Origin of the sequence: Bacillus sp. FSL K6-2971 (assembly GCF_038006405.1) — a bacterium.
GTDB classification, from domain to species: domain Bacteria; phylum Bacillota; class Bacilli; order Bacillales; family Bacillaceae; genus Bacillus; species Bacillus pumilus.
Genome location: NZ_JBBOVD010000001.1, coordinates 3,741,836 through 3,765,883, shown reverse-complemented (window position 1 = coordinate 3,765,883; position 24,048 = coordinate 3,741,836). Strand labels below are relative to the sequence as shown.

Here is a 24,048-nt window from a genome sequence, read left to right as displayed (position 1 = left end):
AGCGTTCTATTAAAATAAGGGGAGGCGAAGAAACGACATGGGTTTTATTGCATTGATTGTATTCATAGCCGTCATCATTATATGGAATGTCATCGTGAAACGAAATATGGGAGAAGCCATGCTATTAGGCTTTATTGCAACCACTTTGTTTGGCGGAATGGATGCATTAAGACTTTTCTGGGATGGTTTAAAATTTGCATCCACATATGAGGTGCTTTATGCAGCCGTTGCGTTTGTATTCATGGCCTATTTAATCGAAAAGCTGGAATTAATTCACGCACTCTTGCGCATCCTGAATTCGGTTGTCGGCAAGCTTCCTGGTGGAGCTGCTTATATGAGTACGTTAGGTTCAGCAGTGTTAGGTGCTCTTTCAGGTTCAAATTCTGCAAACACAGCTGCCACTGGCTCTATTACGGCTTCTTGGATGATTAAATCAGGCTGGAGCCGAACCCATACGGCCACGATTCTAGCCGGGAATGGCGGACTTGGAGCCGCGCTGCCTCCGAACTCTTCCATGTTTATCATGCTGGGCTTTGCACCAGTTGCAGCCCTTGTATCTGAGGGTGATTTATATATTGCTCTTTTAATAGGAGGGCTGTATCAAGTCGTATACCGATTTATTCTTGTGTATATTCTGGTGAGAAAAAATAAAATTCAAGCGATGCCGCCAGATGATATTGTCCCTTTTAGAGAAGCTGTGAAAAAAGGGTGGAAGTCGATCTTTATTTTTTTCGGTGCATTGATCCCGATTATCATGACGATTGGTCCACTTGCAAATTATTTAAAAGGTAATCCAGACATTGGACCAGAGGCGATGGATCAAATTTCTTTAATTACGTGGATTCCGATTCTCATGATGCTGATTAGCTTAACAATTGGAAGAAAAAAGGCGTCTGCTTTAGATTGGTCTAAGTTTTTCAAATCGGCCATTCCTAAGTTTACAACCATCGGAGCATTGATGCTGTTTGCTGTTGCTGCTAGTCAGGTGCTTGCTGAATTAGGACTTGCAGAAGATTTGACGCAAATCACATCAGTACTTGCCATTCCGAAGTGGCTCATGGTGCTCATTGTTGGTGTTCTTGTCACGCTGGTAGCTGGACCATTATCTTCAACTGCCACATTAACAGCTGTTGGACTTGTCTCATTTTCAGCTTTAATCTCAGTCGGAGTAGATCCAGTTGTCGCTGTTGTCGCCATTCTTGCCTTTTCATCAACAGAAGGCGCTTCCCCGCCGGCATCAGGATCAATCTTTATCGCTTCTGGTCTTGCAGGAGCCCGGCCGGAGAAGACATTTATACCACTCATTCTTTACTATATGCTGCCGATTGTAGGAATTGGCTGGCTCATCGGAATGGGCATACTTCCAGTATAGAAAGGAGAAACACATGAGAGCATTGATGGAATGTTTATTTAAAGTGCTGCTTGTCCTTTTCTTAACGTCAGGTACCCTGTTGGTATTCGGTCAAATACTAGGGATTCTCTTGCAAAATGGAGATTTGATCATAGCAAGTACGAACCTATTCAAAAATCCAACACTGGTGTTAAGCGCTTTTTTTAGTCTTGTCGGTTTCTCTCTTCATTATATTCCTGAAAAGAAAGACACGTCATTTAGCGATCAACCATCAGCATCAGCTGGTGATTCGGTCAAATAAGCGTCAAAAGCTGGATTCAGTTGGTGGATTCAGCTTTTTTGCGCGTGTGAATTAGGTATAAAAACCCAATACCTACGATTCATTTTTCGTTGAATTCGTTTTCAATCATATGCCTCTTGTGCTAGGAAATGGTAACATAACGGAGGACTATTTGAGGGATAGAGGTGTTTGACGATGTCTGGAGCTATCATCGGTTATACAACAGCCTTGTATTCGTTAAAGGCAGACATATCCATAAAAAAAGAACAAATCATAGAACTGAGCATGTGTCGAAAAGAAATAAAAGAAGCAAAGTCTGCTCTGGCAGATGCTAACAAGAAAATGACTTATCCAGATCTGACATCACATACATGGTTTGGCCATCTTGCAGATACGTTTGATGACATTCGAGAAGAGATGGCATCCGCCAGTCAAGAGATAAAAAGTGTACAGCTGACCAATCTAGTGAACCGAATTGATGAGAAAATCAGTGACCTAAAATCGGAAATCCATTCGTTAGAACATGAGATCCATTCCGTTGAAAGAAAAATAGAGAAAGAAAAGCAGAAACAATTGGAAGAAAAAAGAGGGAATTCACATGAGTAGAGAAATCAAAATAGATGTCAGTGAAATCAAACGAGTTTTACAACATGCAAAACAATCAGGCGCTCAAATGAATGCAAAACTTCCAACATCCATCAAAGGGAGAAACCAGCTCATAGAAGCAGACACATTAGAAAAAATCAATCAACAGTTGAACGAATTAAGTACATCCTACATAGGTATTCTTCAGAAACAGCTTGTGCAAACAGAACAAGCGGTGAACACCATGATCGAAACGGACAAGGCGCTTGCCTCCAGCAGTAAAAGAAAATAAAGGAGAACGCAATGAAAACCCTTGACGCTTTTGCGCTAATAAACGGAATGGACCAAACGCTGAATACATTAAAGCAGCAATCACAACAAATCAGCTCCATAGAAAAACAAATCCATCAGATCATCTCACTTGATGGCGCACTAAAGGGAGAGGCGGGACAAGCCATCCGCTCCTTTTATACAGAATGTCATATTCCCTTCCTGCAATTCTTTCAGGTCGTCATTGAGGAATACAGCACTGCGCTGAAAAGCACAAAACAGGCGCTTCATGCTCTTGAACCAAACCAGCACGGCTTGATCTCACAATCATTTATTGAACACGAACTAGATCAAGGACTAAAAAAAGCCGAGCGCACGATATCTGAGATTGTAACGGATGTAAACCATGCCATTGGCAGAATTGGTCATATTGTTCATTTGCCAAATGTAGACGAATCAGCTTTTCAGCAGAGCTATCAAAAAGCCTGGCTCGAGACCTCAAGAACCATTGGACTGCTTCATGCATTTGACCGAGAGCAGACAAGCGCTTTGCAAGAAACAAAAAGCTCCCTTCAAACAATGAAGCAATTCATCAACACGTTAAGCACCATGTTCACCGGCCCGAAAATCGACATCACCACCTATCAAAAAGGGTCTATTTTCAAAAATGGAAAAGAAGAAAAAATAAGCAGCACCGTCGGTGGATTAAATGACAAAATAGACAACCCGAAAGACAATAATCCGATGATGATCATGCTGAAGAAGCTGAGAGAGAAAGAACAGACGGATGTGGAGACGGTTGTTCGGGATGACACACATAAATACATCAACAAACAAGTCACAGTCAACGACCTATCCCTTACGACATTGCAAAGGGAAGCCGTGAACGGGAAAAACAAGATTCATAGAGACATCAGGGTCATAAATGGTAAACTATACAACGTCAAAGGCATTAAAAAATTAAAAGAATTCGATATCGCAGATGAAGTTGTCACCGACTCATCCGATATTGATTTTATTGGCGGCCGATACACCGTTTACGCCAATAAACAAATCATCCGAACGTATATCGCAAACGGTGTAGTAAGAATAGAAGAAGTAGACAAAATCCCAGAAAGCCGGAGCCGAGGCAACGCGAAGCGCATATTAGACGGTGAAGTTGTCTCAACAACCGAAAACATCATCCTAGAATACAGCGGAATCTACGACGGTTATCGAGCCGTCACCGGCAAAAACCCCGAAACCAGCCAAAACATCAGCAGCACAGACCAAGCTCTGTCCGCAGCTTCAATTATCCCAATCGCGAAAATAGTGAAGGTAGGGAAATATGTCTTTAAGATAGATCAAGGGAAGAGTGCGGTGAAGAGGATTACTACTAGTACAGGGAGTAAGATAGATTCTGATACAATAAAAAAATATGTTAGAGATATAGAAGGACGAACAGGTAGAGAGTTACCTAAAAACCAAATAGATAATTTGAAAGCAGCATTAAGAAATAAAGAGTATAGCAAAATGTCACCCATAGAAACGGCTAAGCATCGGGCGAAATTTGATAGTGTGAAAAATAAAGTAATCAAAGAGTGGGAAAGAAATACTGGACAAAAGTGGCCAGTGTATAATGAAAATATTATTTCAGGAAAAACTGGTAAAGTAATTAGAAAAAAAGGAGATAAGTATGATGCTCACCATATAATTGAAAATACTTTTGGAGGAGAGCATGAGTGGTGGAATATGCATCCTGCAAAATTTCCAAATGAGCATCAAGCAGGTATACATGGAGCAGGTTCACCAGCAAATACATTATTTAAAGGAGTTAAAAAATAATGGGATATGAAATTATTAAGAAAAACGAAGAAAATAGTTTTTTTTTAGTAACTGAAAAAGAAATCTTAGATGTTGAAAAGGAACTTGATTTAAAGTTTCCTAAGGAGTTAATTAGTTTTTATATAGAGGTAGGTTACGGTTTTATTAATGGGTCTGAGTTTAACACTAATCGCATTATGGACCCTTATTCTGTAAGAGACTTTCGATTAAGGGCTAATGATTTTGAATTCTATCCTGACATTGAAATCTATGATGAATTTGAGAATAACAAATTAATCTTTTTTGAAGCAAATGAGACAGCTTTAATGTCAATTGAATTGAATGAAAAGGATAGAAGCGCAATATATTATTATGATATACAAATTGCTAATTCTTTAGAGGAGTTTTTAACCAAAATACAAGAGGATGATAAATATTATCTAGATTTACTAGCAGACTATTAAAAGCCTTTCAAGATTTACTTTGCCTTCGATCAACTAATATATGAGAATTGGACAAGGGGAAATTCATAAATTGGAATATAATTGTGGATTGAGTGACCTGTTAAGTAAATCTAAAGATAAAGCAAAACTTCATAAACATAGCACTTATCTAGGAGGATCCAAATGGTCGATTTACCCCAAATCCCAGGCCTAATCATCAACAATCCAGAAACTGATATAAACATCAAAAAGGCAGAATCCCAACTAAACATGGTGCTACCCGATGCTTATAAAAACTTGCTGAAACAGACAAATGGATGTTCCATTGGTGGCGATGTTCTACTATACGGCACTGAGGACATTACGGAACGCAATGCAACGTGGGAGGTTCAACGGTATGCAGGAGGCTATATAGCGATTGGCGACGATGGTGGAGGGCAAGTATTTCTCATGCGTCAGACCAAAGAAGAGAAACTCGTGTGGGTTGTAGATGCTGGTGTAATGGTCCCTCAGCATGCAGAGTTAATCACTGAAGACTTGCTGACGTGGATGAGTGAAGGGGGTATCGTTGAAGCTTAATCAACAGGAGAGTGAGCGTATTGTCTGGAGCTCATGAACCAATTCCTGTCTCGGGGTTGTGAGACCTTCTGTTTTGATCTGAATTGGAGATAGTATATTGAAGATGGTGGGCGGCTATGTGACTTTTCATGTCATATAGCTTTTTATCAAATTGTAAAAGGTGGCCTTAGACATTTCTAGGCCACCTGCACACATCAAACTAATTTATTTTTTAACTGTCCAATTTGTCCAATTGTTACTTCCATTTCATCTCCAGCTTTAAGCCAATTCTGTTTATCAGGTGTATATCCCAAGATAACACCCTCTGGCGTACCTGAGAAAATAACATCCCCTGGTTTAAGCGTCATATACTTAGAAATGTAGCTAATGAGAGTGGCACAGCTGAAAATCATATTTTTTGTATTACTTGATTGTCTCACTTCACCATTAATTTTGCATTCAATTGATAGATTTGTTGGGTCTACCTCATCACTTGTCACCAGATAAGGACCGATCGGTGCAAATGCGTCAAGTGTTTTTCCAAGAAGCCATTGACCAGATTTCATTTGAAGGTCGCGTGCAGATACATCATTACCGACACAATATCCATAAATATATGACAGCGCTTCTTCTTCTGAGACATCCCGAGCTTCTTTACCAACAATCATCACCAATTCTGCTTCATAGTCATATTTCTCAGCAGTTTTAGGCAGTGGAATCTCTTGTTGATGTCCCGCTAACGTATTGTTAAATTTGCTAAACAGAACTGGAGAGTCTGGAATCGCCATATCTGCTTCTTCCACGTGAGGCATGTAGTTTAGGCCGACACATAGAATTTTTTCAGGGTTGATGACTACTGAATCAAATGTAATGTCCTGTTCTTTTACAAGATAGAGAGATGGGTCACTAATTGCTTCAAGAACATGATGAAGTTGTTCTCTGCCTTGTTCACCAGAGCGAATTAATGTATCAATTGACTCTGGAAGCGGAAGACCTTTTTGTTTTGCAGCTTCATTTACATTTATAATCCCATCTTCTGATTTGTAGCCAATGAATCGTTCATTATTTTTTATAAAATGACCTAGTTTCATTTAATTTCCTCCTTATTTGTACTGCAAGTACATCCAGCAGACATATGAGCAACCGCAGCATTTAATAGTTGTTTGACCACTAACACTTCTGATTTGTTACGAGGGGTATATATCATGAGATAAGTATCTGGCAGATTTAATTTAACCCCTGCTAGAGGGTGACGTTCTCCCCAGCCTTGTTCGATTACTTTTTTTGCATCACTTGGACTGAACACCATATGCATAGATCCGTCAGAAGGATGTATGTGTGCAATTTCTCCTTCGGTTTCCTTGGCAAGTGTTACCCCAGCATTTTTGTTAATGAGTGTAATCGCATCATTTCTTTTTTCAAAGAAACTTTTCTCATAGTGAACACATTGAGTATGTGATTGAACATATTCATTAAATACTTCATCAAGCAGTTCCCTTGTTCCTGGTTCGCTGTCCAATTGGTCCAATTGTCTATGTGGTACAGGATGTTTCCCGATTTTTGGACGAGGGCCTTTGCGCTTTTCTACTTCACCTAAACGAACAGAATCTTCTCTAGTATTCAATCTGTCATTATAGATATCTGTTTTGATAGGGTTCCGTTTATAAAAGCGGTAGTAAGTTACTAGCAACCAACCATAAACGTTATAAGGAACTCCACCTTTTCCAAGCTTTTTCCACTCTTCGTAATCTTTCTTTCCTAATAAGGTTACACCAATTATCAAAGGAACGTATTTAAAAAAAGATTTAAGCAACACAACACCTCCATGTTTTTATCACGGCGTATTAATTAAAGATAAGTTGAATTATAATGGGAATAAAATGGCTTGAGAAATGAATCTTTATTATTATTCCATAACTGATATGTTATGATCTTAATAAATTAGGGGACAGAGGTGATCATATATGACAATCACGCAATTATATATCTTTCTTAAGGTAGTGGAAGAGAAAAATTTCACAAAAGCTAGTGAAATCCTACATATAAGTCAGCCTGCAGTCAGTCATGCGATTTCTGGTCTTGAGCGAACCCTTGGTGTTTCTTTATTTATAAGAGATAAGAAGAAGGGGCTCGAAATCACTGAAATAGGCAGGAAAGTCGTTCCCTACGCAAAAGAATTGATTAAACAATATGAGTCCATTGAACATGAAGTGAGATTGTTCACCGAAAATAAAGCCGACGTGATACATATTAGTGGTTTCCCAAGTATCACCTCCGTATATATGCCAAAATTAATTTCGTATTTTAAAGAGCATGACCCATCCATTCAATTGTCTTTTACAGAAGGCAGTGTTAATAAAATAAAAGAATTGGTTATGGATGGTTCTGTTGATTTTGGAATCACCATCATCACTGAAGAAGACCATCAATCGATCTTTCTATTCGAGGAAGAGATGGTGATTGTTGCTCCCACTCCTCATCCTTTGGAAGAAGGTGAGGAAGTGAAAATGGAAGAAGTAGTTGATGAGCAAATCATACTTTGTGGTCATGGATTTGAAAAATCAACGATTGAAGCATTTCGGCAGCATCACTTAGAACTGAACATTAGCCATATTGTTGATAGTGTCAACACTGCCTTGAGCATGGTGAAAGGTGGGTTAGGCATTGCCATCCTGTCTCGAAAATCCTTTGAATATTTACCAGAAACACTTCAAACCATCTCCTTTACCCCTACGCTTCATAGGAAAATTGGGATTATTTATTCAAAAGATAAACCTCTCCGAAAATCTGTACAACTTTGTATAAAAGAAATTGGTAAATTTAATCAACTTAGTGAATAAGCCCATAACTTATAGGTTATGGGCTTATTCATATATTGTATTTTCTTTATAAAAATAAGTTTTTTATAATCAATGTATGTTAACGCTTTCTGATTCTAAAGAGAGGTAGAAATCGATAGGAAAGTATGGGTTATTTAGGTAATATTAACTATTTTTATCATTTTGAATAGTAAAGGGGATCTTTTTATGGATCATAAAAAGTTGGCTGCACAGATACTAGAACGAGTTGGTGGTCAGGAAAATATTCAATCCTTTTATCATTGTTCCACCCGGCTGAGACTACGTTTAAAAGATAATCGTAAGGCTTCTAAAGATCAGGTATCTTCACTTGAAGGTGTCATTCAAGTGGTTCAGGGGGGCGGAGAATTTCAAGTTGTGATTGGTAGTTCAGTATCAGAAGTACATGACGAGTTAAATCAATTGACCACAGGAGATTTTCAAGAAGAAACGACTCCACATCAAGAACAACGAAAAGGATTTAAAAACCGTTTCAATCAAGCTGTTGATATTATTTCAGGTATATTTACACCAATCATAGGGGCTTTAGCTGGAGCAGGTATTATTAAAGGAATTCTTGTCATTCTTAGTACAACAGGCGTACTCAATAATCAAGAAGGTTCATATAGAATTTTAAATGCAGCAGCAGACAGTGTTTTTTATTTTCTACCAATTGTGATAGCGCTTACGGCATCAAGGAAGTTTAAAGCTGATACGATCATATCTGTTATCATCGGAGCAGCTCTACTATATCCAGACCTTGTAACATTAATGGCAAGTGGGGAATCAATCACATTTTTTACAGTTCCAGTTCTGCCAGGTGTTTATTCTTCAACGGTTATTCCTATTATTATAGCTATATGGGTTCTTTCTAAATTAGAAAAGTTCCTAAAGCGAGTGACGCCAGATGTAATCAAAATATTAGTTGTTCCGGCTTTAAGTTTAGCCATTATTGTTCCTCTCACTTTGATCGTATTTGGTCCTGTTGGTAATTATCTTGGATACCTACTATCTAGTTCTTATGCCTTTATGTATCACTTAAGCCCTGCTGTTGCTGGCGCCTTTTTGGGTGGAACGTGGGCGATCCTGGTTATTTTTGGACTTCACAAAGTTTTAGTACCGGTTGGAATTAATGATATTGCACGATCTGGTCAAACAACAATCTTTGTGTTTTCAGCTGCGGCAAATTTTGCACAAGCTGGGGCAGCTTTAGGTATCTTTTTTAAATTAAAAGATAAAAAACAAAAATCGTTAGCTGGTACAGCCTCTTTAACGGCTCTATTTGGTATTACAGAACCTGCGATTTATGGTTTCACACTTAAATATAAAAAACCTATGATTGCTGCCGTGATAGGAGGTGCAATAGGCGGTATTATAACGGGTATTGCTGGATCAAGAGCAATCGCTGCCGCATCTCCAGGTTTAATGACTCTTCCTATATTCTTCGGGGATGGTTTCATTGGGCTGTTAATCGGTATCACTGTTGCTTTCCTTATCTCTTTGCTGTTAACCATTCTTTTTGGTTTCGAAGAACAGGGAGGCCGTGCTGAAGTGAATCAGCAGAAAGAGTCAAAAACAACTAGTCATCATGAAAGTACAGAAAAGGAAACACTTGTGGCTCCGCTGTCTGGAAGTTTAATTTCTCTTGAAAAGGTGAATGATCCAGTCTTCTCTTCCAAGTCTATGGGTGATGGATTTGCTATTATTCCTTCTGAAGGTAAACTATATGCGCCTGTTGAGGGGGTTGTTGCAACAGTTTTTCCAACTGGTCATGCCATCGGATTACGAAGTCATAATGGGGCTGAAATATTGATGCATGTTGGTATTGAGACGGTTAACTTACAGGGAAAACATTTCTCAGTTAAGGTAAAACCTGAGCAGGAGGTGCAGAAAGGTGATGTGCTGCTAGAATTTGATTTGGAAGAAATCATCAAAGCAGGATACGACAGCACCACTCCTATTGTTATAACGAATAGTCAAGAGATTTCTAGAACAATGAGAATCAGCAATAAAACGAATATAGCGGTCGGAGAAGAAGTAATGACCTTGAGTTGAATAATAAAAAGGAGCATATGATGATATGAAGAAATTGAATGAATTTCCAAAAGAATTCCTCTGGGGAGCGTCTACATCTGCCTTTCAAGTGGAGGGAGCGTATAATGAAGATGGAAAAGGTTTATCCATTGCTGATATGCAATCATTAGAGTCATCAACGACAAAAGCTGACACAAAAGTAGCAAGTGACTTTTATCATCGTATGGTTGAAGATGTCGCTTTAATGGTTGAATTAGGCTTAAAATCATATCGTTTTTCCATCGCATGGACAAGAATCTTTCCTAATGGAAATGATGAAGAGCCTAATCAATTAGGTCTAAATTTTTACAAGAAACTAATTAATGAATTGGTTAAAAATGGAATTGAACCTATACCGACAATGTATCATTTTGATTTACCTCAAGCACTGATTGACCAATATGATGGCTGGCATTCCTATCAATGTGTAGAAGACTTTGAAAGGTATGCACGTATTCTTCTAACCGAATTAGGAGAGAAAGTAAATTACTGGCTAGTCATAAATGAACAGAATTTGATGCTTAGAAAAGAAAAACTTATTGGAATTAAGGAAAAAGATCCTTTAAAACGTGAACAAATTCGGCACCAAATGAATCATCATATGTTTGTAGCAACACACCGTGCTATCGCCGCCTGTCGTGAAATTTGTCCGCACGCAAAAGTTGGGCCGGCATTTGCTTATCTTCCTTCTTATCCTGCAACTAGTAAACCAGAGGACGTTTTGGCAGCTCGTGATGCAGATAACCTTTACAATCATTATTTAGCAGATGTTCATGTGTTTGGAGAGTATCCGAAGTATTATTGGGACTATTTATGTGAACATAATTGGCAGCCGGATATCAAAGAAGGGGACATGGAAGTCATTAAGGCGAACAAACCCGACTTTTTGGCTTTTAATTATTATTTAACATTTGCAGCTGAATATTGTCCGCAAGATGTGGAAAATACCGATTATGTTAATATCTTAAATCTTGTTGTACCGGGCCGTTTCAGATATGTAAAAAATCCTTATCTAGATGCCACTGAGTATGGTTGGCAAATTGATCCGAAGGGGTTCCGGTTCGCTTTTAACACGTTATACGACAGGTATAGACTTCCATTGATGGTGACAGAAAATGGGATGGGAACAGCTGATGTACTAGAAGACGATTCAAAAGTTAGAGATGACTATCGAATTCAATATTTGAAGGACCATTTGTCTCAGATGAAACTAGCGATTAAAGACGGTGTTCCTATTATCGGCTACCATGTGTGGACTTTACTTGATGTCGTTAGTACAGGAAGCGGGTTTAAAAAGCGATACGGTTTGATTTATATTAACCGTGATGAAACAGATCTTAAAGATTTAAGAAGAATAAAAAAAGACAGTTTTTATTGGTATCAACAAAATATAGAGACCAATGGTGCCAACCTTTAACATAAGTTCAGAGACTTCTGCCCTTGGCAGGAGTCTTTTTAGTCATGAATGATAGTTTCAACTGTGAACCGACCTTTTTCCACATCACCAAGTCTCTCTCATTCTCCCTCCATTCATCCCATGTTATAATAAACACAGTTTATGAACGAGAGGATATGCAGGACATGAAAAATGAACCTATTGAGTTACTGACACAGCCGAAATGGCGAATCATAGATCAATCGAGCCTCGGTCTTTATGTGGACCCGAAGCAATCCTTTGCGATGGATGATACGCTTTGTGCGTCGGTCGGGAAGGGGCTCTCACCAGCAACAGCCCGTTCTTGGGTGCATCACAATACAATTGTGCTTGGTATTCAGGATACAAGACTTCCATTTCTTCAAGATGGTGTGAAGCTGCTTGAGGAAGAGGGCTATCGTGTGATTGTGCGCAATTCAGGCGGTCTTGCTGTGGTGCTGGATGAAGGTGTCTTGAATGTATCGTTAATTTTTGCGGAACAAAAGAAGGGCATTGATATTGACCGCGGGTATGATGCGATGGTGGAATTGGTACGCCGGATGCTGTCTAAGTATGAGGTGGACATTGAAGCTTATGAGATTGTCGGCTCTTATTGTCCTGGCAGCTATGATCTAAGCATCAATGGAAAGAAATTTGCAGGCATTTCTCAGCGTAGATTACGCGGTGGAGTTGCTGTGCAAATTTATTTGTGTGCAGATGGAAGCGGGCGGGAACGTGCCGACTTAATCCGCCGTTTTTATGATGCCGCCTTAAAGGATAAACGGCAAGAAGTGAAGGCAGTATTTCCTGATATACAGCCAGATACGATGGCGTCTTTATCAGAATTAACTGGAGAACCAATTGATTGTGCGCTTCTTATGCGTCTTTTACTAGAAGAGCTTCAAAAGCTCAGTGATCAGCTGACAGCGTCAGGACTAAACGCAGAAGAACAGCTTGAATTTGAAAAAAACATGACGCGGATGATTGAGCGGAATGAAAAGGTGTTTTCGTAAACATCAGTCTTTTAATCTTAAAAAGCATAGAGGTGAAGTGATGGAAACAAAGCTTGAGAAAGCCATTGAACTTCGAAAAAGTGGACACCATCTAGAATCAAATGAAATGCTCACTCATCTTGTAGAGGAGTATCCAGACGATGCCTCTATTCATTATCAATGTGCATGGAGTTATGATTTGTTAGGAGAGGAAAGGCAAGCTGTCTTTTTTTATGAAAAGGCCATCGAGTTAGGGTTGTCTTCAGGGGAACTGGAAGATGCTTTACTAGGGTTAGGAAGTACATACAGAACCTTAGGAGAATATGAAAAGTCCAAGCAGATATTCCTAAAAGGGATAGAAGCTTATCCTGATAACAAGGCCATTCAAACGTTCTATGCCATGACTTTGTATAATTTGAAGGAACATAAGAAAGCAATGGAAGTATTACTGAACTGTTTAACTGAAACGACAACAGATCCTACTATTTTGAATTATCGAAAAGCTATTGATTTTTATTCAAATCAGTTAGATAAATTGTGGAAATAAACCATTTACGATAGTCAAATAGAAATGGAGGGGGGCACTGTAATGAAAGAATCCCCTCCTTCGTTATGTAGTTTTATATGCGATAGTCTTTTATGACGTAAGAAAGAAGGAAAATGTATTGTCATTATTCACCACGTATTACCCGATGTTTATGCTTTGTGTTTTATCTGTGCTGTATGTAATATATCGTATTCAGCCGGTGGCCACTACTGTTAAAAAAATCATCATTGTGCTCTGTGTGTTAACAAATGCCGCCTATATTTGCTGGCGTCTTTTCTTTACACTGCCGCATGAAGGTACTTTTAATATTGTGATGGGTATTTTGCTTGTTGCCTGTGAATGCATTGGGTTTTTACAGCTGCTTGTGTTTTATACACTTGTTTGGAAGCCTTCCAATCGGAAACAAGTCATGATCAGTGATCTTGACAGGCTGCCAACAGTTGATATCTTCATAGCTACATATAATGAACCAATTGAAGTGCTGAAACGCACTGTTGCAGGTTGTGTGAATCTCTCTTATCCAAAGGACAAAGTCCACATCTATTTATGTGATGATGGCAAGCGGGAGTCTGTAGAGCAGCTTGCTTCTGAGTTGGGTGTTCATTATCTGACAAGAACAGATAACAAGTTTGCGAAGGCGGGTAACTTAAACCATGCGATGTCTCAAACGAATGGGGAGCTGATTCTCACACTTGATGCGGATATGGTCCCCCTTCCTTCGTTTTTAGAAAAAACAGTGCCTTACTTTCATGATGGAGCGACGGCGTTTGTTCAAGTTCCACAGGCGTTTTATAACGAAGATCCTTTCCAATATAATATGTTCTCGAAGGATCGAATTCCAAATGAGCAGGACTTCTTCATGCAAACCCTCCAAGCTGGTAAGGATCGGTTTAATGCTGTGATGTATGTCGGTAGTAATACTGTATTTAGAAGAATCGCCTTAGATGAAATTGGCGGATTTGCTACTGGGGTGATTACAGAAGACATGGCGACAGGAATGCTTCTCCAAGGCAAGTTCAAATCTGTATCTGTCGGAGAAGTATTAGCCGTCGGTCTGGCACCTGAAAGCTGGCTTGATTTGTTAAAGCAGAGAGATCGGTGGTCGAGAGGGAACATTCAGTGTGCCCGTAAGTTTAATCCTTTGAAGGTTCGCGGCTTAACGCTTATGCAGCGAGTTCTTTATTTAGATGGTATTGTGTATTGGTTTAACGGTTTGTTTAAAATGATTTACATTCTCACGCCGATTTTGTTTTTATTGTTTGGTATTCAAAGTTTCTGGGCAGATTTCCAGTCCATTTTCATGTTCTGGCTACCGGCGTTCTTTAGTTCCTATTTAGCATTTAAACTAGTGTCGAATCAAAAAAGAAGCATGTTTTGGAGTCATATTTATGAAAGCTCTATGGCATTCCACTTAGCTGGTGTGGCTTTAAGTGAGCTGTTTTTCAAAAAGAGAGTGGAATTTCTTGTCACACCAAAGGGAATTCAAACGGACAAAAGACACTTTCATTTGAAAACGATGATTCCCCATTTGATCTTTTTGCTGCTCTCATTGCTTGTCCTAGTGAAAATAGGATACGATGTGAAGGTAAATGGGACGATGAATGCTGATCTTACGTTGATTAATATATTTTGGGTGATGTATAACGGTGCAGGTCTATTCATGGCACTGCTTGTGGCGTTTGATCGTCCGCGTTATCGAAAATCAGAGCGGTTTGTCATTGAAAAAGAGGGACAGCTCCGTTCTGATCATCAAGATGAGTCGATTGCTTGTTTTCTACTAGATATGAGTGATTCAGGTGCGCGTCTATCCATTCCACTTGATCAAGCTCCTTCTCTCTATCAAGGACAAACGCAATTGTTCTTTTCAGAGGATGAAAGTGTGGCGTGTGACGTGGTCTGGAGCTATCCAGAGGAAGACAAGCTGATGGTTGGTGTTGCTTTTACTGACACACAAAAATCAGAGTATCTATCACTGATCCGCTTCCTATTCACACGAGAGCATGTATCGATAACGGATCGTGAGAAAAAATCCTATGCTGTTCGGACATTTCTCCGCTTTGTAAGAGAAACGAGGAAGGTACCAAAGGCCTTGCAGCGCAAATGGATGAGAAGGCCTTTGCAAGGTGTGGCAGGGACGCTGTCCTATGAGGGCCGGTTAGAAGAGAAGGTGCCGGTGAACATACATGATATTAGTTTATCTGGATGCAAAATCGAGTCTGAAGCTTCAATTGAATTAAATGAGAAAGTGCTGATCACCATTGACGCAGAATCTCTGACAGATCAGCCGGCAATTGCCGTTTGGACTTCAAAAAGGCGCGGCCGCACAATTGTCGGACTCAAGTTTATTCAACCTGAAATCAAGCAGATAGAAGAAAGAGAGGGAGTGGTTTCTTGAAATCCAAAAACGGCAGTTACCTCTATTTACTATGGCTTCCTGTTATCATGGGAGCCGGCTACGGCATTTCGCTTTTGGTGCCGTTTCTTCAGCCTGTACTGACACTTGGCATCGCAGGTCTTTATATTTTTATATTTGGTGATTTTCAGGTGAGACAAGTCAGGTATATTTTTATGTTTGTCTTTTTGATTAATGTCCTATTTAGTGTGATGCTATTTTTGGGCATTTAAAAAAGTGCTTCCCGCAGATGGGGAGCACTTTTTGTTATTCTGCCATTTTTTCGAGGTTGCCGTTTCGGTCCATTTTAAAGGTTGGAGCGGCAGTGTCATCCTCTTCAAACAAAACTAGTTTTCTTGCACGGTTCATGATTTTGACAAGTGTTTCATAATCTTCTTGAATCGTGAGCTGATCCTTCTCAAGCTTTTTCACTTCTGCTTCTAGCTGCGTGACTTTATGTGAAAGTTCGTTATTTTCTTGTTTTAACCGGCTGTTTTCCATGCGTAATGCAGAGGATTGCTGTCCATCGCCTTCATAGCGGCGCAAGAAATGAATGACATCTTCAATGGTTAACTCCTGTTGCTGCCTAAAAGGATTGGCTTCTGGCTTTTTCTCTACGACATGTGAAGCCTGTGACAATAAATGTGATAAACTAGCTAACTCTTCATTGTAGCTTTGGTCTACAAACTGGAGCTGCTCGGCTGTTTCAGATGCTGGTGCAAACGTTTCCTCCTGCGCTGGTTCCAGCTCCTGTGAGAATTCCTCTTGCGTGACTGTTTCTTCTACTTGCGGCTGATAGAGTAATCGTTTCTTTGCAGGCTGGCCATTGCCAAGTGCGCGCATCCGTTGTTTTCTTTGTTTTTTGGCAAGGGCTAACGCTTTTTCATATTGATGCCTCACAACAGCATTCCATCTAAAACCGCATGCCGCTGAGGTACGGTTCAGCTTGTCTCCTACTTCTTCAAACGCATTCAGCTGTGTGCTGCCCTCTCTGACGTGACGTAAGACGGTTTCTGCCAAAAGAAGATCATCTTCCTCTGACCAAGCATCTTGTCTTTGTTTTGACATGTTTAAACCCCCATATGATTTGATGGTATTAGATTAGCCAAGTTCAAGAAAGTTTATACAAGTTTGCTAAAAGGATAGTGGAAAATACTAGCTTTTATGTGAGCATGCTTCGGCGTTTACAATGCGTCTTGCAAGTCCAGCCGCTTCGATGTACAATGTTGGGTGGTATATTAAGACTCTTGGTTGTCCAACTGTTTCATATAAAATGAAGTTCATCATTGAAAGGAAGCGTAAGACCATGGCTAATGAGTTTCGCGTATGTGACGATTGCGATGCGACGAACCTAAAGACGTTGCTGCCTCGACTCAAATCGGTTGACCCTGATGCAAAAATTGAAATTGGCTGTCAATCCTATTGTGGTCCAGGACGAAAAAAGGCTTTTGCGTTTGTGAACAATCGCCCATTATCCGCACCAACAGAAGATGAGTTACTCGAAAAGGTTCAAAAAAAAGTCAAATAAATGTCACTGAATGTGTTCAGTCGACCTAAAAAGAGGTCCGCCCCTGTCAGGTCGGGCTTTTTACGTCCGTGCAATGGTTGAGAACACATTCACGAGCAAATTCAAGGATGTTTTCGGGAAAAGTTACCCGATATAATAGAAACACGTCTTAAAAAAAGAGGGACGAAACGATGGCGTATCCAAAAGGGAAATTATCTGAGGAAAAGGTATTTAAAGATCCTGTGCACCGTTATGTTCACGTACGGGACGCATTAATATGGGATTTAATAGGAACAAGAGAATTTCAGCGCCTGCGCCGAATTAAACAGCTAGGAACCACTTATTTGACGTTTCATGGTGCAGAACACAGCCGTTTCAATCATTCACTCGGTGTATATGAGATTGTGAGACGGATTGTGGATGATGTATTCAAAGGACGGCCGGAATGGGATGAGGGAGAACGCGAGCTTGTCCTGAGTGCGGCCTTGCTTCATGACCTCGGACATGGACCATTTTCTCATTCCTTTGAAAAGGTCTTCCACTTAGATCATGAATCGTTTACAAGAGATATTATTTTAGGGCAAACTGAAGTCAATGAAGTGCTTCGCCGGGTGAGTGATGATTTCCCGAAGCATGTGGCGGAAGTGATTGCCAAGACGTATCAAAACAAACAGGTGGTCAGTTTGATCTCAAGTCAAATTGATGCCGACCGTATGGACTATTTGCAGCGTGATGCCTACTATACAGGCGTCAGCTACGGCCATTTTGATATGGAGCGTATTTTGCGCGTGATGCGTCCGAGAGAAGATCAGATTGTGATGAAGCAGAGCGGGATGCATGCGGTCGAGGATTATATTATGAGCCGCTATCAAATGTACTGGCAAGTCTATTTCCACCCAGTGACACGCAGTGCGGAAGTCATTTTAACGAAAATTCTCCACCGTGCAAAAGAGCTGCATGAAACGGGCTATATTTTCACGCATGCACCTGTTCATTTTTATTCGATTTTCGAGGGGAATGTCACCACAGAGGACTATATTAAACTGGATGAATCCATTGTCTTATTTTATTTTCAGGCGTGGGAAGACGAAGAAGATCACGTGCTGGCTGATTTGTGCCGCCGTTTTATGAACCGCCGATTGTTCCAATATACAGAGTTTAATCCGAATGAAGAAATGACGAAATATTTCAAGCTGACCGCCTTGTTTAAGGAGGCAGGCATTGATCCTGACTATTATTTAGTCGTCGACTCTTCCTCTGACTTGCCATACGACTTCTACAGACCAGGGGAGGAAGAAGAGAGACTGCCGATCCACCTTTTGACGCAAAGTGGTCATATTAAAGAGCTGTCGAGACAGTCAGATATTGTTGATGCCATTTCCGGTAAACGAAGAACCGATCATAAACTTTATTTCCCGATGGACTTAATTGTAGATATGTCGGAAAAAGCTGAAGAAAAGAAGGCGATCATGAAGCTGCTTGGATTGGGATAAGGAAGTACTGAAAAAGGAGATGTCGGGAATTTGTTGAAAGAGCATGCAAAGTTGATGAAGGTATTCTCTGAATCCGGGGAAATCGTTGGACGGAAGAAGCTGCAAAAGATGATTTACATAGCAAAAAAGCTAGATTTTCCTTTTTACGAGAAATACGATTTTCACTTTTATGGCCCCTATTCAGAGGAGTTGACGCTCAGAATTGAAGAGCTGTGCAACCTTGGATTCTTGGACGAAATGAAGGAAAAAAAAGGCGGATACTATCAATATCGCTATTCGCTGACGGACAATGGGAAAGAGTTTCTCGATCAGTGTGAAGTGGACATGCCTGACCTCAAAGTGCTGACGAAGCAGATGAACGAGCAGTCGTCTCGTTTCCTAGAGCTCGTCTCTACGATTTTATACTTTGATGATCTGCCAGAAGATGAGGTAAAGGAAAAGGTCTTCACCATTAAAAGCAAGCTGCGCTATACGGACGAAGAATTTGAGGATGCTCTTGCTTATATTGATCAGTTGAAAGAATTGAACTAGTTTCGCAAAAGCCCAGCATTTAGGGCTTTTTTTTGTTTTGTAAGACCCAGACCAAAAGCGCTATTTTTCGATGAAATGTGTGCTGAAGGATCCGGAAAATTAGTGAATATGACGTATTTCGACTTTCTTCCTGTGTATCTAATTCCCTGTTTTTGACTGAATAGAAGGAAAAAAGTGAATTTTCAGTGAATATATAACTTTGTGAAAATCAAAGGAGGGATAGGAATGAAAAAGCGTTCAGTCTTTTTGTCATTTTTATTGGTAGGTAGTTTGTTACCGGGAGTAAGTTCAGCTTCAGCACCAGTCGCGAGTACTGGTCATGGGCATGATCATGGTCATGCGCCGTTCGAAACACATATTGGTGAGGGGTTGCCAAAGGCAAACGATTTTAAAGATTTGACGAAAGCACCTCCAATTGAACGAGATGTGACAACAAAGGTATTAGATGAGTCTGGTAAGCAGGTAGGCTCTAGAACCTTTAAGGCGAATACAGGAGATTCTATTTCAACAAAGGCAAGTACAGGCAGTCAAAAAGTAACGGTCTATGCTGTAGCAGATGCGCAGTATCGTGCGAAATATAGTGACTGGCAGACGAGAATTGTCAGCATCATCGAGCAAGCGGACGTCACCTTTAACCGTGATCATGATGTGGACTTTGTCGTACAAGCAGTAGGATCTTGGACATCTTCTGGATCAAATGCAGAGCAAATCTTATCTAACCTTTCGCGCAGCTTTGATGGCAGAGGATACGATTTTGTCACTGGATTTACAGCAAATCCAAACTTTGATGCGGGCGGAATCGCTTATGTATACAATAGTGCACCGCGCGGAAGTGCATTCGCCGTCAACCTTGATCAAGGAACAGCGAATACAGCAAAAGCGGCTACGCATGAATACGGCCATAACTTTGGCTTACCGCATGACCCTCAAGGCAGCGGCATTGTCTGCTTAATGAATTATGATTATTCCTACACAGTCGATTTCTTTGATGCGGCTCATAAAAATCAAGTGAACCGTAACAAAGCGTGGTACAGATAAGATAAGAGAAAAAAGGACAAACACCTATGTGCTTGTCCTTTTTTTATGCTTACAGGTCGCTCATTCGCTTTCCTGCTACGGCATAGTGTTCTTTTTTCATTTCTTCAATAATGACAGAGACTTTTTCTACACCTGCGCCTGTTGTTTCAACAACAGCATCAGTGACTTTCTCCACAAGAGCTCTTTTCTGCTCGTCTGTTCTTCCTTCAAGCATTTGTACGGTGACAATCGGCAATGCGAAAACCTCCTTTTTCCTTTCATGCTACGCTTCCCTTTAGTTTAAGGGACTTCTTATAGTATACTGAATGAAGTAAATCATTGTATAGAAAGAAAGAGGGATTCATGCCTTTGAACCAATTTCTTGTGTATCCATTAGAACTCATTCCATATGTCGCCATTACGCTTGTTGTTGCATTTACGATGCACGAGCTGGCGCATGCATATGTTGCGTATCGTTTCGGCGACCCGACAGCTAAGAACCAAGGGAGACTCACATTAAATCCACTGAAGCATCTCGATGTATTTGGGACGATTTTGATCTTTGTCGCCGGGTTTGGCTGGGCGAGACCTGTACCGGTGAATCGTTACCATTTTAAAAACCCGCGCTTAGCAGGAATCTGCGTCTCGATTGCTGGCCCTTTAAGTAACTTAGTGTTGGCGTTTCTAGGCTTTTTCGTGTACGTGCTTCTTCAGAAGTTTGGCGGGGAGTCGCTCATGCGCTTTGAGCCGGGAGTTGATCATTTCTTCCGGATATTTATTAACTTGAACGTCATTTTGTTCCTATTTAACTTATTGCCACTTCCGCCGCTGGATGGGTATCGTATTATTGAGGACGTCGTCAGCCCCCGTATCCGTGCGAAAATGACGCAATTCGAACAATATGGGATCATTATTTTTCTCATATTCGTGATCACGCCGCTAGGACAGTTTGTTTTTGGTCCATTGATCGGAATGCGGGATCAAATCATTCAATGGTTTAATCTTATTTTGAAGCCGCTGCTTTAGGAGGTTTAATGAATGGAAGGTAAAAAGAAGAAACCAATTGGTTTTAACATCATTAAAAAAACAGATGCAACCGACGGACACGGAGGCTTTGGAGCGGGTGTGCTCAGCCTAGATAACATTTCGCCGGTGATCATTGACGTAGAGGAAAAGGAAGCTGTCATTGATATTGGTGCGATGCATGCAAGAAGTGCCGTGGAAAAAGGGATTAAATTCTTGAAAACAAAAGAAGAGGTACCGAACGGAAAGCCGTATTGGCTCGTATGGGTGACCATTGACCGCAGAGAAGAAGGCCCTTATTATGCGGGTGTGACGGCTTGCGAAATGACCGTCGACCGTTCAATCCGCCGCGGGTATAAGTCGCTTCCAGAGCATGTGAATTTCATGGATAAATCAATGAAGCGAAATATCGTCGTCAGTCATATGGATGATGTATCGAAAAAGGTGCTGGCTGATTTCTTGAAGAGTCATAATGAAGCACTATGGGAAGCATCCACAGATGAATTAAAAGAAGGATTGTCTGTCTCTGTATAATTGTGAATTTTTTGTGAAGAATGGCGGATCATTACCAATTCCAGCTGGTTTTTGAGTAAACTGGTGTTAAAGCTAGGACATGGAGAATCCCGAGATGTAAATCTCGGGGTTTTTCATGTCTTTTTTTAACGTTTCAGCCACTTTTCCCACCATTTCTTTGGCTTTTGATCTTGAACTGGATCTTGCTCAGATGATTTATCCTCAGCACCGTAGCACACACCTGTCGGCTCCGTTCCTTCTATAAAATAGGTGAATACCTTTGATTCACATCCTGGGCCTGCGAGATCGCCGGTTTTTGGATTGATATACACACCTTTTACGCCGTCTGGCGGCATGAAGGAGGAGGCTGGCTGTTTGGAGAGGGCTGATTCCATAAAGGATGCCCATATCTTTTTTGCATAGGCTGTTTCTTCGACCGAGTCAATGGTACGCCCTTTATCATAGCCCGTCCACACACCTGTGACGAGCTGGGGAGAAAAGCCGATCATCCAGCTGTCGGCTCCTGTCGTTCCCGATTTTCCTCCGTATGTTCGCGTGAGATCCTTCATAATGGTGCGGCCTGTGACACTCGTATAGCCGTTTAACTGATCATTGAACATTCCTGACATCATGTCGGTGGTGACAAAGGCTGCCTTTTCATCTAAGACTTGCTCTCGTTTTTGTTTTTCTTCAAAAAGCACGTTGCCTTTAGCATCCGTTACTTTTGTAATAAAGGTAGGTTTGACCCGTTTTCCGCCATTGACAAGCATTGCGTAAGCATTGGTCATTTCAATTGGTTTGACAGGAGACGTGCCTAGGGCAAGTGATGGCACTTGATCTAGTTTTTCGTTGATGCCAAATGTTTTGCCAGCACGTACAAGCTGCTCCATTCCTAAAAATAGATGGGTTTTCACGGCATAAATATTATCAGACAGCGCCAAGGCTTGAAGCATGGTAATGCCGTCATTGGCGTAATAGCCATGATAATTGCTTGGTGAATAAGCAGCACCGCTTCCTTGATCATCGAGCTCAAAAACCGTTTCTTCACTGCGCATGACGGTTGCTGGTGTAAACCCATTTTGCAAGGCAATGTAATAGAGAAGAGGCTTCATTGTTGAACCGGGCTGTCTTTTCGCTTGTGTCACCCGGTTGAATGGACTTTTCTCATAATCTCTTCCCCCAATGAGGGCGAGTACATGACCAGTTTGGGGATGGATAGCGGTAAAGCCGATTTGGATGTCTGATTTCGAATAGATTGTGCTTTTTAACGTCTTCTCAGCAATTTTCTGTAACTCTGGATTTAAAGTCGTTTGGATATGAAGGCCATAGGTTTCGATCTGTTCCTCAGTTAACCCCAAGCTTTGTTTCAACTCACGAATCACATCATCATAAAAATACGGGGCTTGCTTTGCTTGCAGCTGCTTCTTTTGCAAAGGGCGATAGGACAGTTTTTCTTTCGCGGCTTCAGCGGCTGCCTTTTTCGTAATCATGCCGTCCTCTTGCATGTGCCTCAAAATCATATTCTTTCTTGCGCCGGCTTTCTCTTCATTCACATAAGGGGAGTAGAGAGAAGGGCCCTTTGGGATACCGGCAAGTAAGGCAGATTCGGCGAGGGTTAAATTCTTCGCTTCTTTCCCGAAATACAGACGGGACGCTGCTTCCACGCCATAAGCTCCATGACCATAATAAATGGTGTTCAAGTATCCTTCTAAAATCTCATCTTTTGTATAGTTTTGCTCTAAGCGAATCGTGTAAAAGGCTTCATTCCATTTTCGCTTCCACGTTTTATCATGATCTAAATACAGATTTCGTGCATATTGCTGGGTGATCGTGCTTGCGCCTTGTACCTTAGCCATGGCACGAATATCAGCCACTGCAGCACCCGCCATCCGTTTCACATCAAAGCCATGATGCTCATAAAAGGTTTTATCCTCAACAGCTACAGCTGCCTGCCTGATATGAGGGGACATGTCCTTTAAGGGCACCCAATATCTCTTTTCTCCAAAGCTGGATTCTCCAAGCTTTGAACCATCGGCTGCATAAATCGTCGTAGATTGGGGAACTTGAACAGAAGGGGCGCCTTGCCATTTGGCTATTAAAAGAATCGTCAAAAAGACAGTGCCTGCAAATAGAAAAGCGAGCAAGCCAATAAAAAAACAGGCTCGAATCGTTTTCACGGTCATGCGGATTTTTTTATTACTCATGATTGTGTCCATGCAAAGCCCCCATTTTGACGGTTTTTTATCAGTATGGAACAAAGAAAACCGTTTTAAACAAATGATTGCAAGAGCGTGCATTAAAATTGAAGAGAACTCATGCAGTTCTTTACAATTTGATATGAATCCACTATACTTTTTTCTTGGACAATCGATATAGTCATAGCCGTTAAAGGCGCTAACAATAGATGTTTGTTTATTAT

Annotated in this window: 25 protein-coding genes; 20 read left to right on the top strand and 5 right to left on the bottom strand. The window is 40.8% G+C overall.

Annotation, left to right across the window (positions count from 1 at the left end; translation table 11 throughout):
* Window positions 1–37: 37 nt before the first annotated feature.
* The 7 genes from MHI33_RS20030 (at window position 38) to MHI33_RS20000 (ending at window position 5,311) form a co-directional block, all read left to right on the top strand.
* The gene (locus tag MHI33_RS20030) at window positions 38–1,372 is read left to right on the top strand and encodes a TRAP transporter large permease subunit (protein ID WP_268453538.1); all 1,335 of its coding nucleotides are present in this window, start codon (window positions 38–40) and stop codon (window positions 1,370–1,372) included.
* Window positions 1,373–1,385: 13 nt separating this feature from the next.
* Entirely contained in the window at window positions 1,386–1,652 is a 267-nt protein-coding gene (locus MHI33_RS20025; RefSeq protein ID WP_126740941.1) for a hypothetical protein, read from the top strand.
* A 174-nt stretch (window positions 1,653–1,826) separates the two neighbouring features.
* Complete coding sequence (locus MHI33_RS20020) at window positions 1,827–2,237, top strand: YwqH-like family protein (RefSeq protein WP_126740940.1); 411 nt, start codon at window positions 1,827–1,829, stop codon at window positions 2,235–2,237.
* On the top strand, window positions 2,230–2,508 hold the full coding sequence (locus MHI33_RS20015; RefSeq protein WP_126740939.1) for a YwqI/YxiC family protein: 279 nt from the start codon (window positions 2,230–2,232) through the stop codon (window positions 2,506–2,508). Before MHI33_RS20020 ends, MHI33_RS20015 begins: the two co-directional genes overlap by 8 nt.
* A gap of 11 nt (window positions 2,509–2,519) precedes the next feature.
* Complete coding sequence (locus MHI33_RS20010; protein ID WP_340913375.1) at window positions 2,520–4,310, top strand: T7SS effector LXG polymorphic toxin; 1,791 nt, start codon at window positions 2,520–2,522, stop codon at window positions 4,308–4,310.
* Entirely contained in the window at window positions 4,310–4,753 is a 444-nt protein-coding gene (locus MHI33_RS20005) for an SMI1/KNR4 family protein (protein WP_340913372.1), read from the top strand. The genes MHI33_RS20010 and MHI33_RS20005 overlap by 1 nt, the downstream gene beginning before the upstream one ends.
* Window positions 4,754–4,915: 162 nt before the next feature.
* Window positions 4,916–5,311, top strand: coding sequence for an SMI1/KNR4 family protein (locus MHI33_RS20000; RefSeq protein WP_340913369.1), 396 nt, complete (start codon window positions 4,916–4,918; stop codon window positions 5,309–5,311).
* Between the two features lie 194 nt (window positions 5,312–5,505).
* Here MHI33_RS20000 and MHI33_RS19995 read toward each other — a convergent pair whose 3' ends face one another.
* The gene (locus tag MHI33_RS19995; protein ID WP_340913365.1) at window positions 5,506–6,381 is read right to left on the bottom strand and encodes a fumarylacetoacetate hydrolase family protein; all 876 of its coding nucleotides are present in this window, start codon (window positions 6,379–6,381) and stop codon (window positions 5,506–5,508) included.
* On the bottom strand, window positions 6,378–7,103 hold the full coding sequence (locus MHI33_RS19990; protein WP_340913362.1) for a luciferase domain-containing protein: 726 nt from the start codon (window positions 7,101–7,103) through the stop codon (window positions 6,378–6,380). The genes MHI33_RS19995 and MHI33_RS19990 overlap by 4 nt, the downstream gene beginning before the upstream one ends.
* Before the next feature lie 151 nt (window positions 7,104–7,254).
* Between MHI33_RS19990 and MHI33_RS19985 the strand changes: the two genes are divergently transcribed.
* From MHI33_RS19985 to MHI33_RS19955, 7 genes are all read left to right on the top strand, one after another.
* Window positions 7,255–8,130, top strand: coding sequence for a LysR family transcriptional regulator (locus tag MHI33_RS19985; RefSeq protein ID WP_340913360.1), 876 nt, complete (start codon window positions 7,255–7,257; stop codon window positions 8,128–8,130).
* 186 nt (window positions 8,131–8,316) lie between these two features.
* Window positions 8,317–10,182, top strand: coding sequence for a beta-glucoside-specific PTS transporter subunit IIABC (locus tag MHI33_RS19980; protein ID WP_340913358.1), 1,866 nt, complete (start codon window positions 8,317–8,319; stop codon window positions 10,180–10,182).
* 25 nt (window positions 10,183–10,207) lie between these two features.
* Window positions 10,208–11,617, top strand: coding sequence for a glycoside hydrolase family 1 protein (locus MHI33_RS19975; RefSeq protein ID WP_340913356.1), 1,410 nt, complete (start codon window positions 10,208–10,210; stop codon window positions 11,615–11,617).
* Window positions 11,618–11,781: 164 nt separating this feature from the next.
* Window positions 11,782–12,627, top strand: a complete 846-nt coding sequence (locus tag MHI33_RS19970) for a lipoate--protein ligase family protein (protein WP_185107694.1) — start codon at window positions 11,782–11,784, stop codon at window positions 12,625–12,627.
* A 40-nt stretch (window positions 12,628–12,667) separates the two neighbouring features.
* Window positions 12,668–13,153, top strand: coding sequence for a tetratricopeptide repeat protein (locus MHI33_RS19965; protein ID WP_268453547.1), 486 nt, complete (start codon window positions 12,668–12,670; stop codon window positions 13,151–13,153).
* Window positions 13,154–13,271: 118 nt separating this feature from the next.
* Window positions 13,272–15,548, top strand: coding sequence for a glycosyltransferase (locus tag MHI33_RS19960; protein ID WP_340913350.1), 2,277 nt, complete (start codon window positions 13,272–13,274; stop codon window positions 15,546–15,548).
* A complete protein-coding gene (locus MHI33_RS19955) occupies window positions 15,545–15,778 on the top strand; it encodes a DUF5970 family protein (protein WP_113767824.1) in 234 nt (77 codons plus the stop codon). Before MHI33_RS19960 ends, MHI33_RS19955 begins: the two co-directional genes overlap by 4 nt.
* Before the next feature lie 34 nt (window positions 15,779–15,812).
* On the opposite strand, the gene MHI33_RS19950 is transcribed toward MHI33_RS19955, so the two are convergent.
* A complete protein-coding gene (locus tag MHI33_RS19950; RefSeq protein ID WP_058013438.1) occupies window positions 15,813–16,613 on the bottom strand; it encodes an RsfA family transcriptional regulator in 801 nt (266 codons plus the stop codon).
* A gap of 238 nt (window positions 16,614–16,851) precedes the next feature.
* On the opposite strand from MHI33_RS19950, the gene MHI33_RS19945 reads away from it, so the two are divergent.
* From MHI33_RS19945 to MHI33_RS19930, 4 genes are all read left to right on the top strand, one after another.
* On the top strand, window positions 16,852–17,073 hold the full coding sequence (locus MHI33_RS19945; RefSeq protein WP_003215259.1) for a DUF1450 domain-containing protein: 222 nt from the start codon (window positions 16,852–16,854) through the stop codon (window positions 17,071–17,073).
* Window positions 17,074–17,243: 170 nt separating this feature from the next.
* On the top strand, window positions 17,244–18,545 hold the full coding sequence (locus MHI33_RS19940; protein ID WP_007497716.1) for an HD domain-containing protein: 1,302 nt from the start codon (window positions 17,244–17,246) through the stop codon (window positions 18,543–18,545).
* 30 nt (window positions 18,546–18,575) lie between these two features.
* Window positions 18,576–19,076, top strand: coding sequence for a YwgA family protein (locus tag MHI33_RS19935; RefSeq protein ID WP_113767823.1), 501 nt, complete (start codon window positions 18,576–18,578; stop codon window positions 19,074–19,076).
* Between the two features lie 225 nt (window positions 19,077–19,301).
* Window positions 19,302–20,114, top strand: coding sequence for a zinc-dependent metalloprotease (locus MHI33_RS19930; RefSeq protein ID WP_003215273.1), 813 nt, complete (start codon window positions 19,302–19,304; stop codon window positions 20,112–20,114).
* A gap of 49 nt (window positions 20,115–20,163) precedes the next feature.
* Here the strand turns inward: MHI33_RS19930 and MHI33_RS19925 are convergent, their stop codons facing one another.
* Entirely contained in the window at window positions 20,164–20,349 is a 186-nt protein-coding gene (locus tag MHI33_RS19925) for a 2-hydroxymuconate tautomerase (protein ID WP_106029520.1), read from the bottom strand.
* A gap of 113 nt (window positions 20,350–20,462) precedes the next feature.
* On the opposite strand from MHI33_RS19925, the gene MHI33_RS19920 reads away from it, so the two are divergent.
* Window positions 20,463–21,119: a site-2 protease family protein gene (locus tag MHI33_RS19920; RefSeq protein WP_223251196.1), complete on the top strand. Its 657-nt coding sequence runs from the start codon at window positions 20,463–20,465 to the stop codon at window positions 21,117–21,119.
* Between the two features lie 12 nt (window positions 21,120–21,131).
* Entirely contained in the window at window positions 21,132–21,650 is a 519-nt protein-coding gene (locus MHI33_RS19915; RefSeq protein ID WP_340913342.1) for a YwhD family protein, read from the top strand.
* Window positions 21,651–21,775: 125 nt separating this feature from the next.
* On the opposite strand, the gene MHI33_RS19910 is transcribed toward MHI33_RS19915, so the two are convergent.
* Window positions 21,776–23,845 (bottom strand): transglycosylase domain-containing protein, encoded by a 2,070-nt coding sequence (locus MHI33_RS19910; RefSeq protein WP_340913341.1) that lies wholly within the window; start codon window positions 23,843–23,845, stop codon window positions 21,776–21,778.
* Window positions 23,846–24,048: the final 203 nt, after the last annotated feature.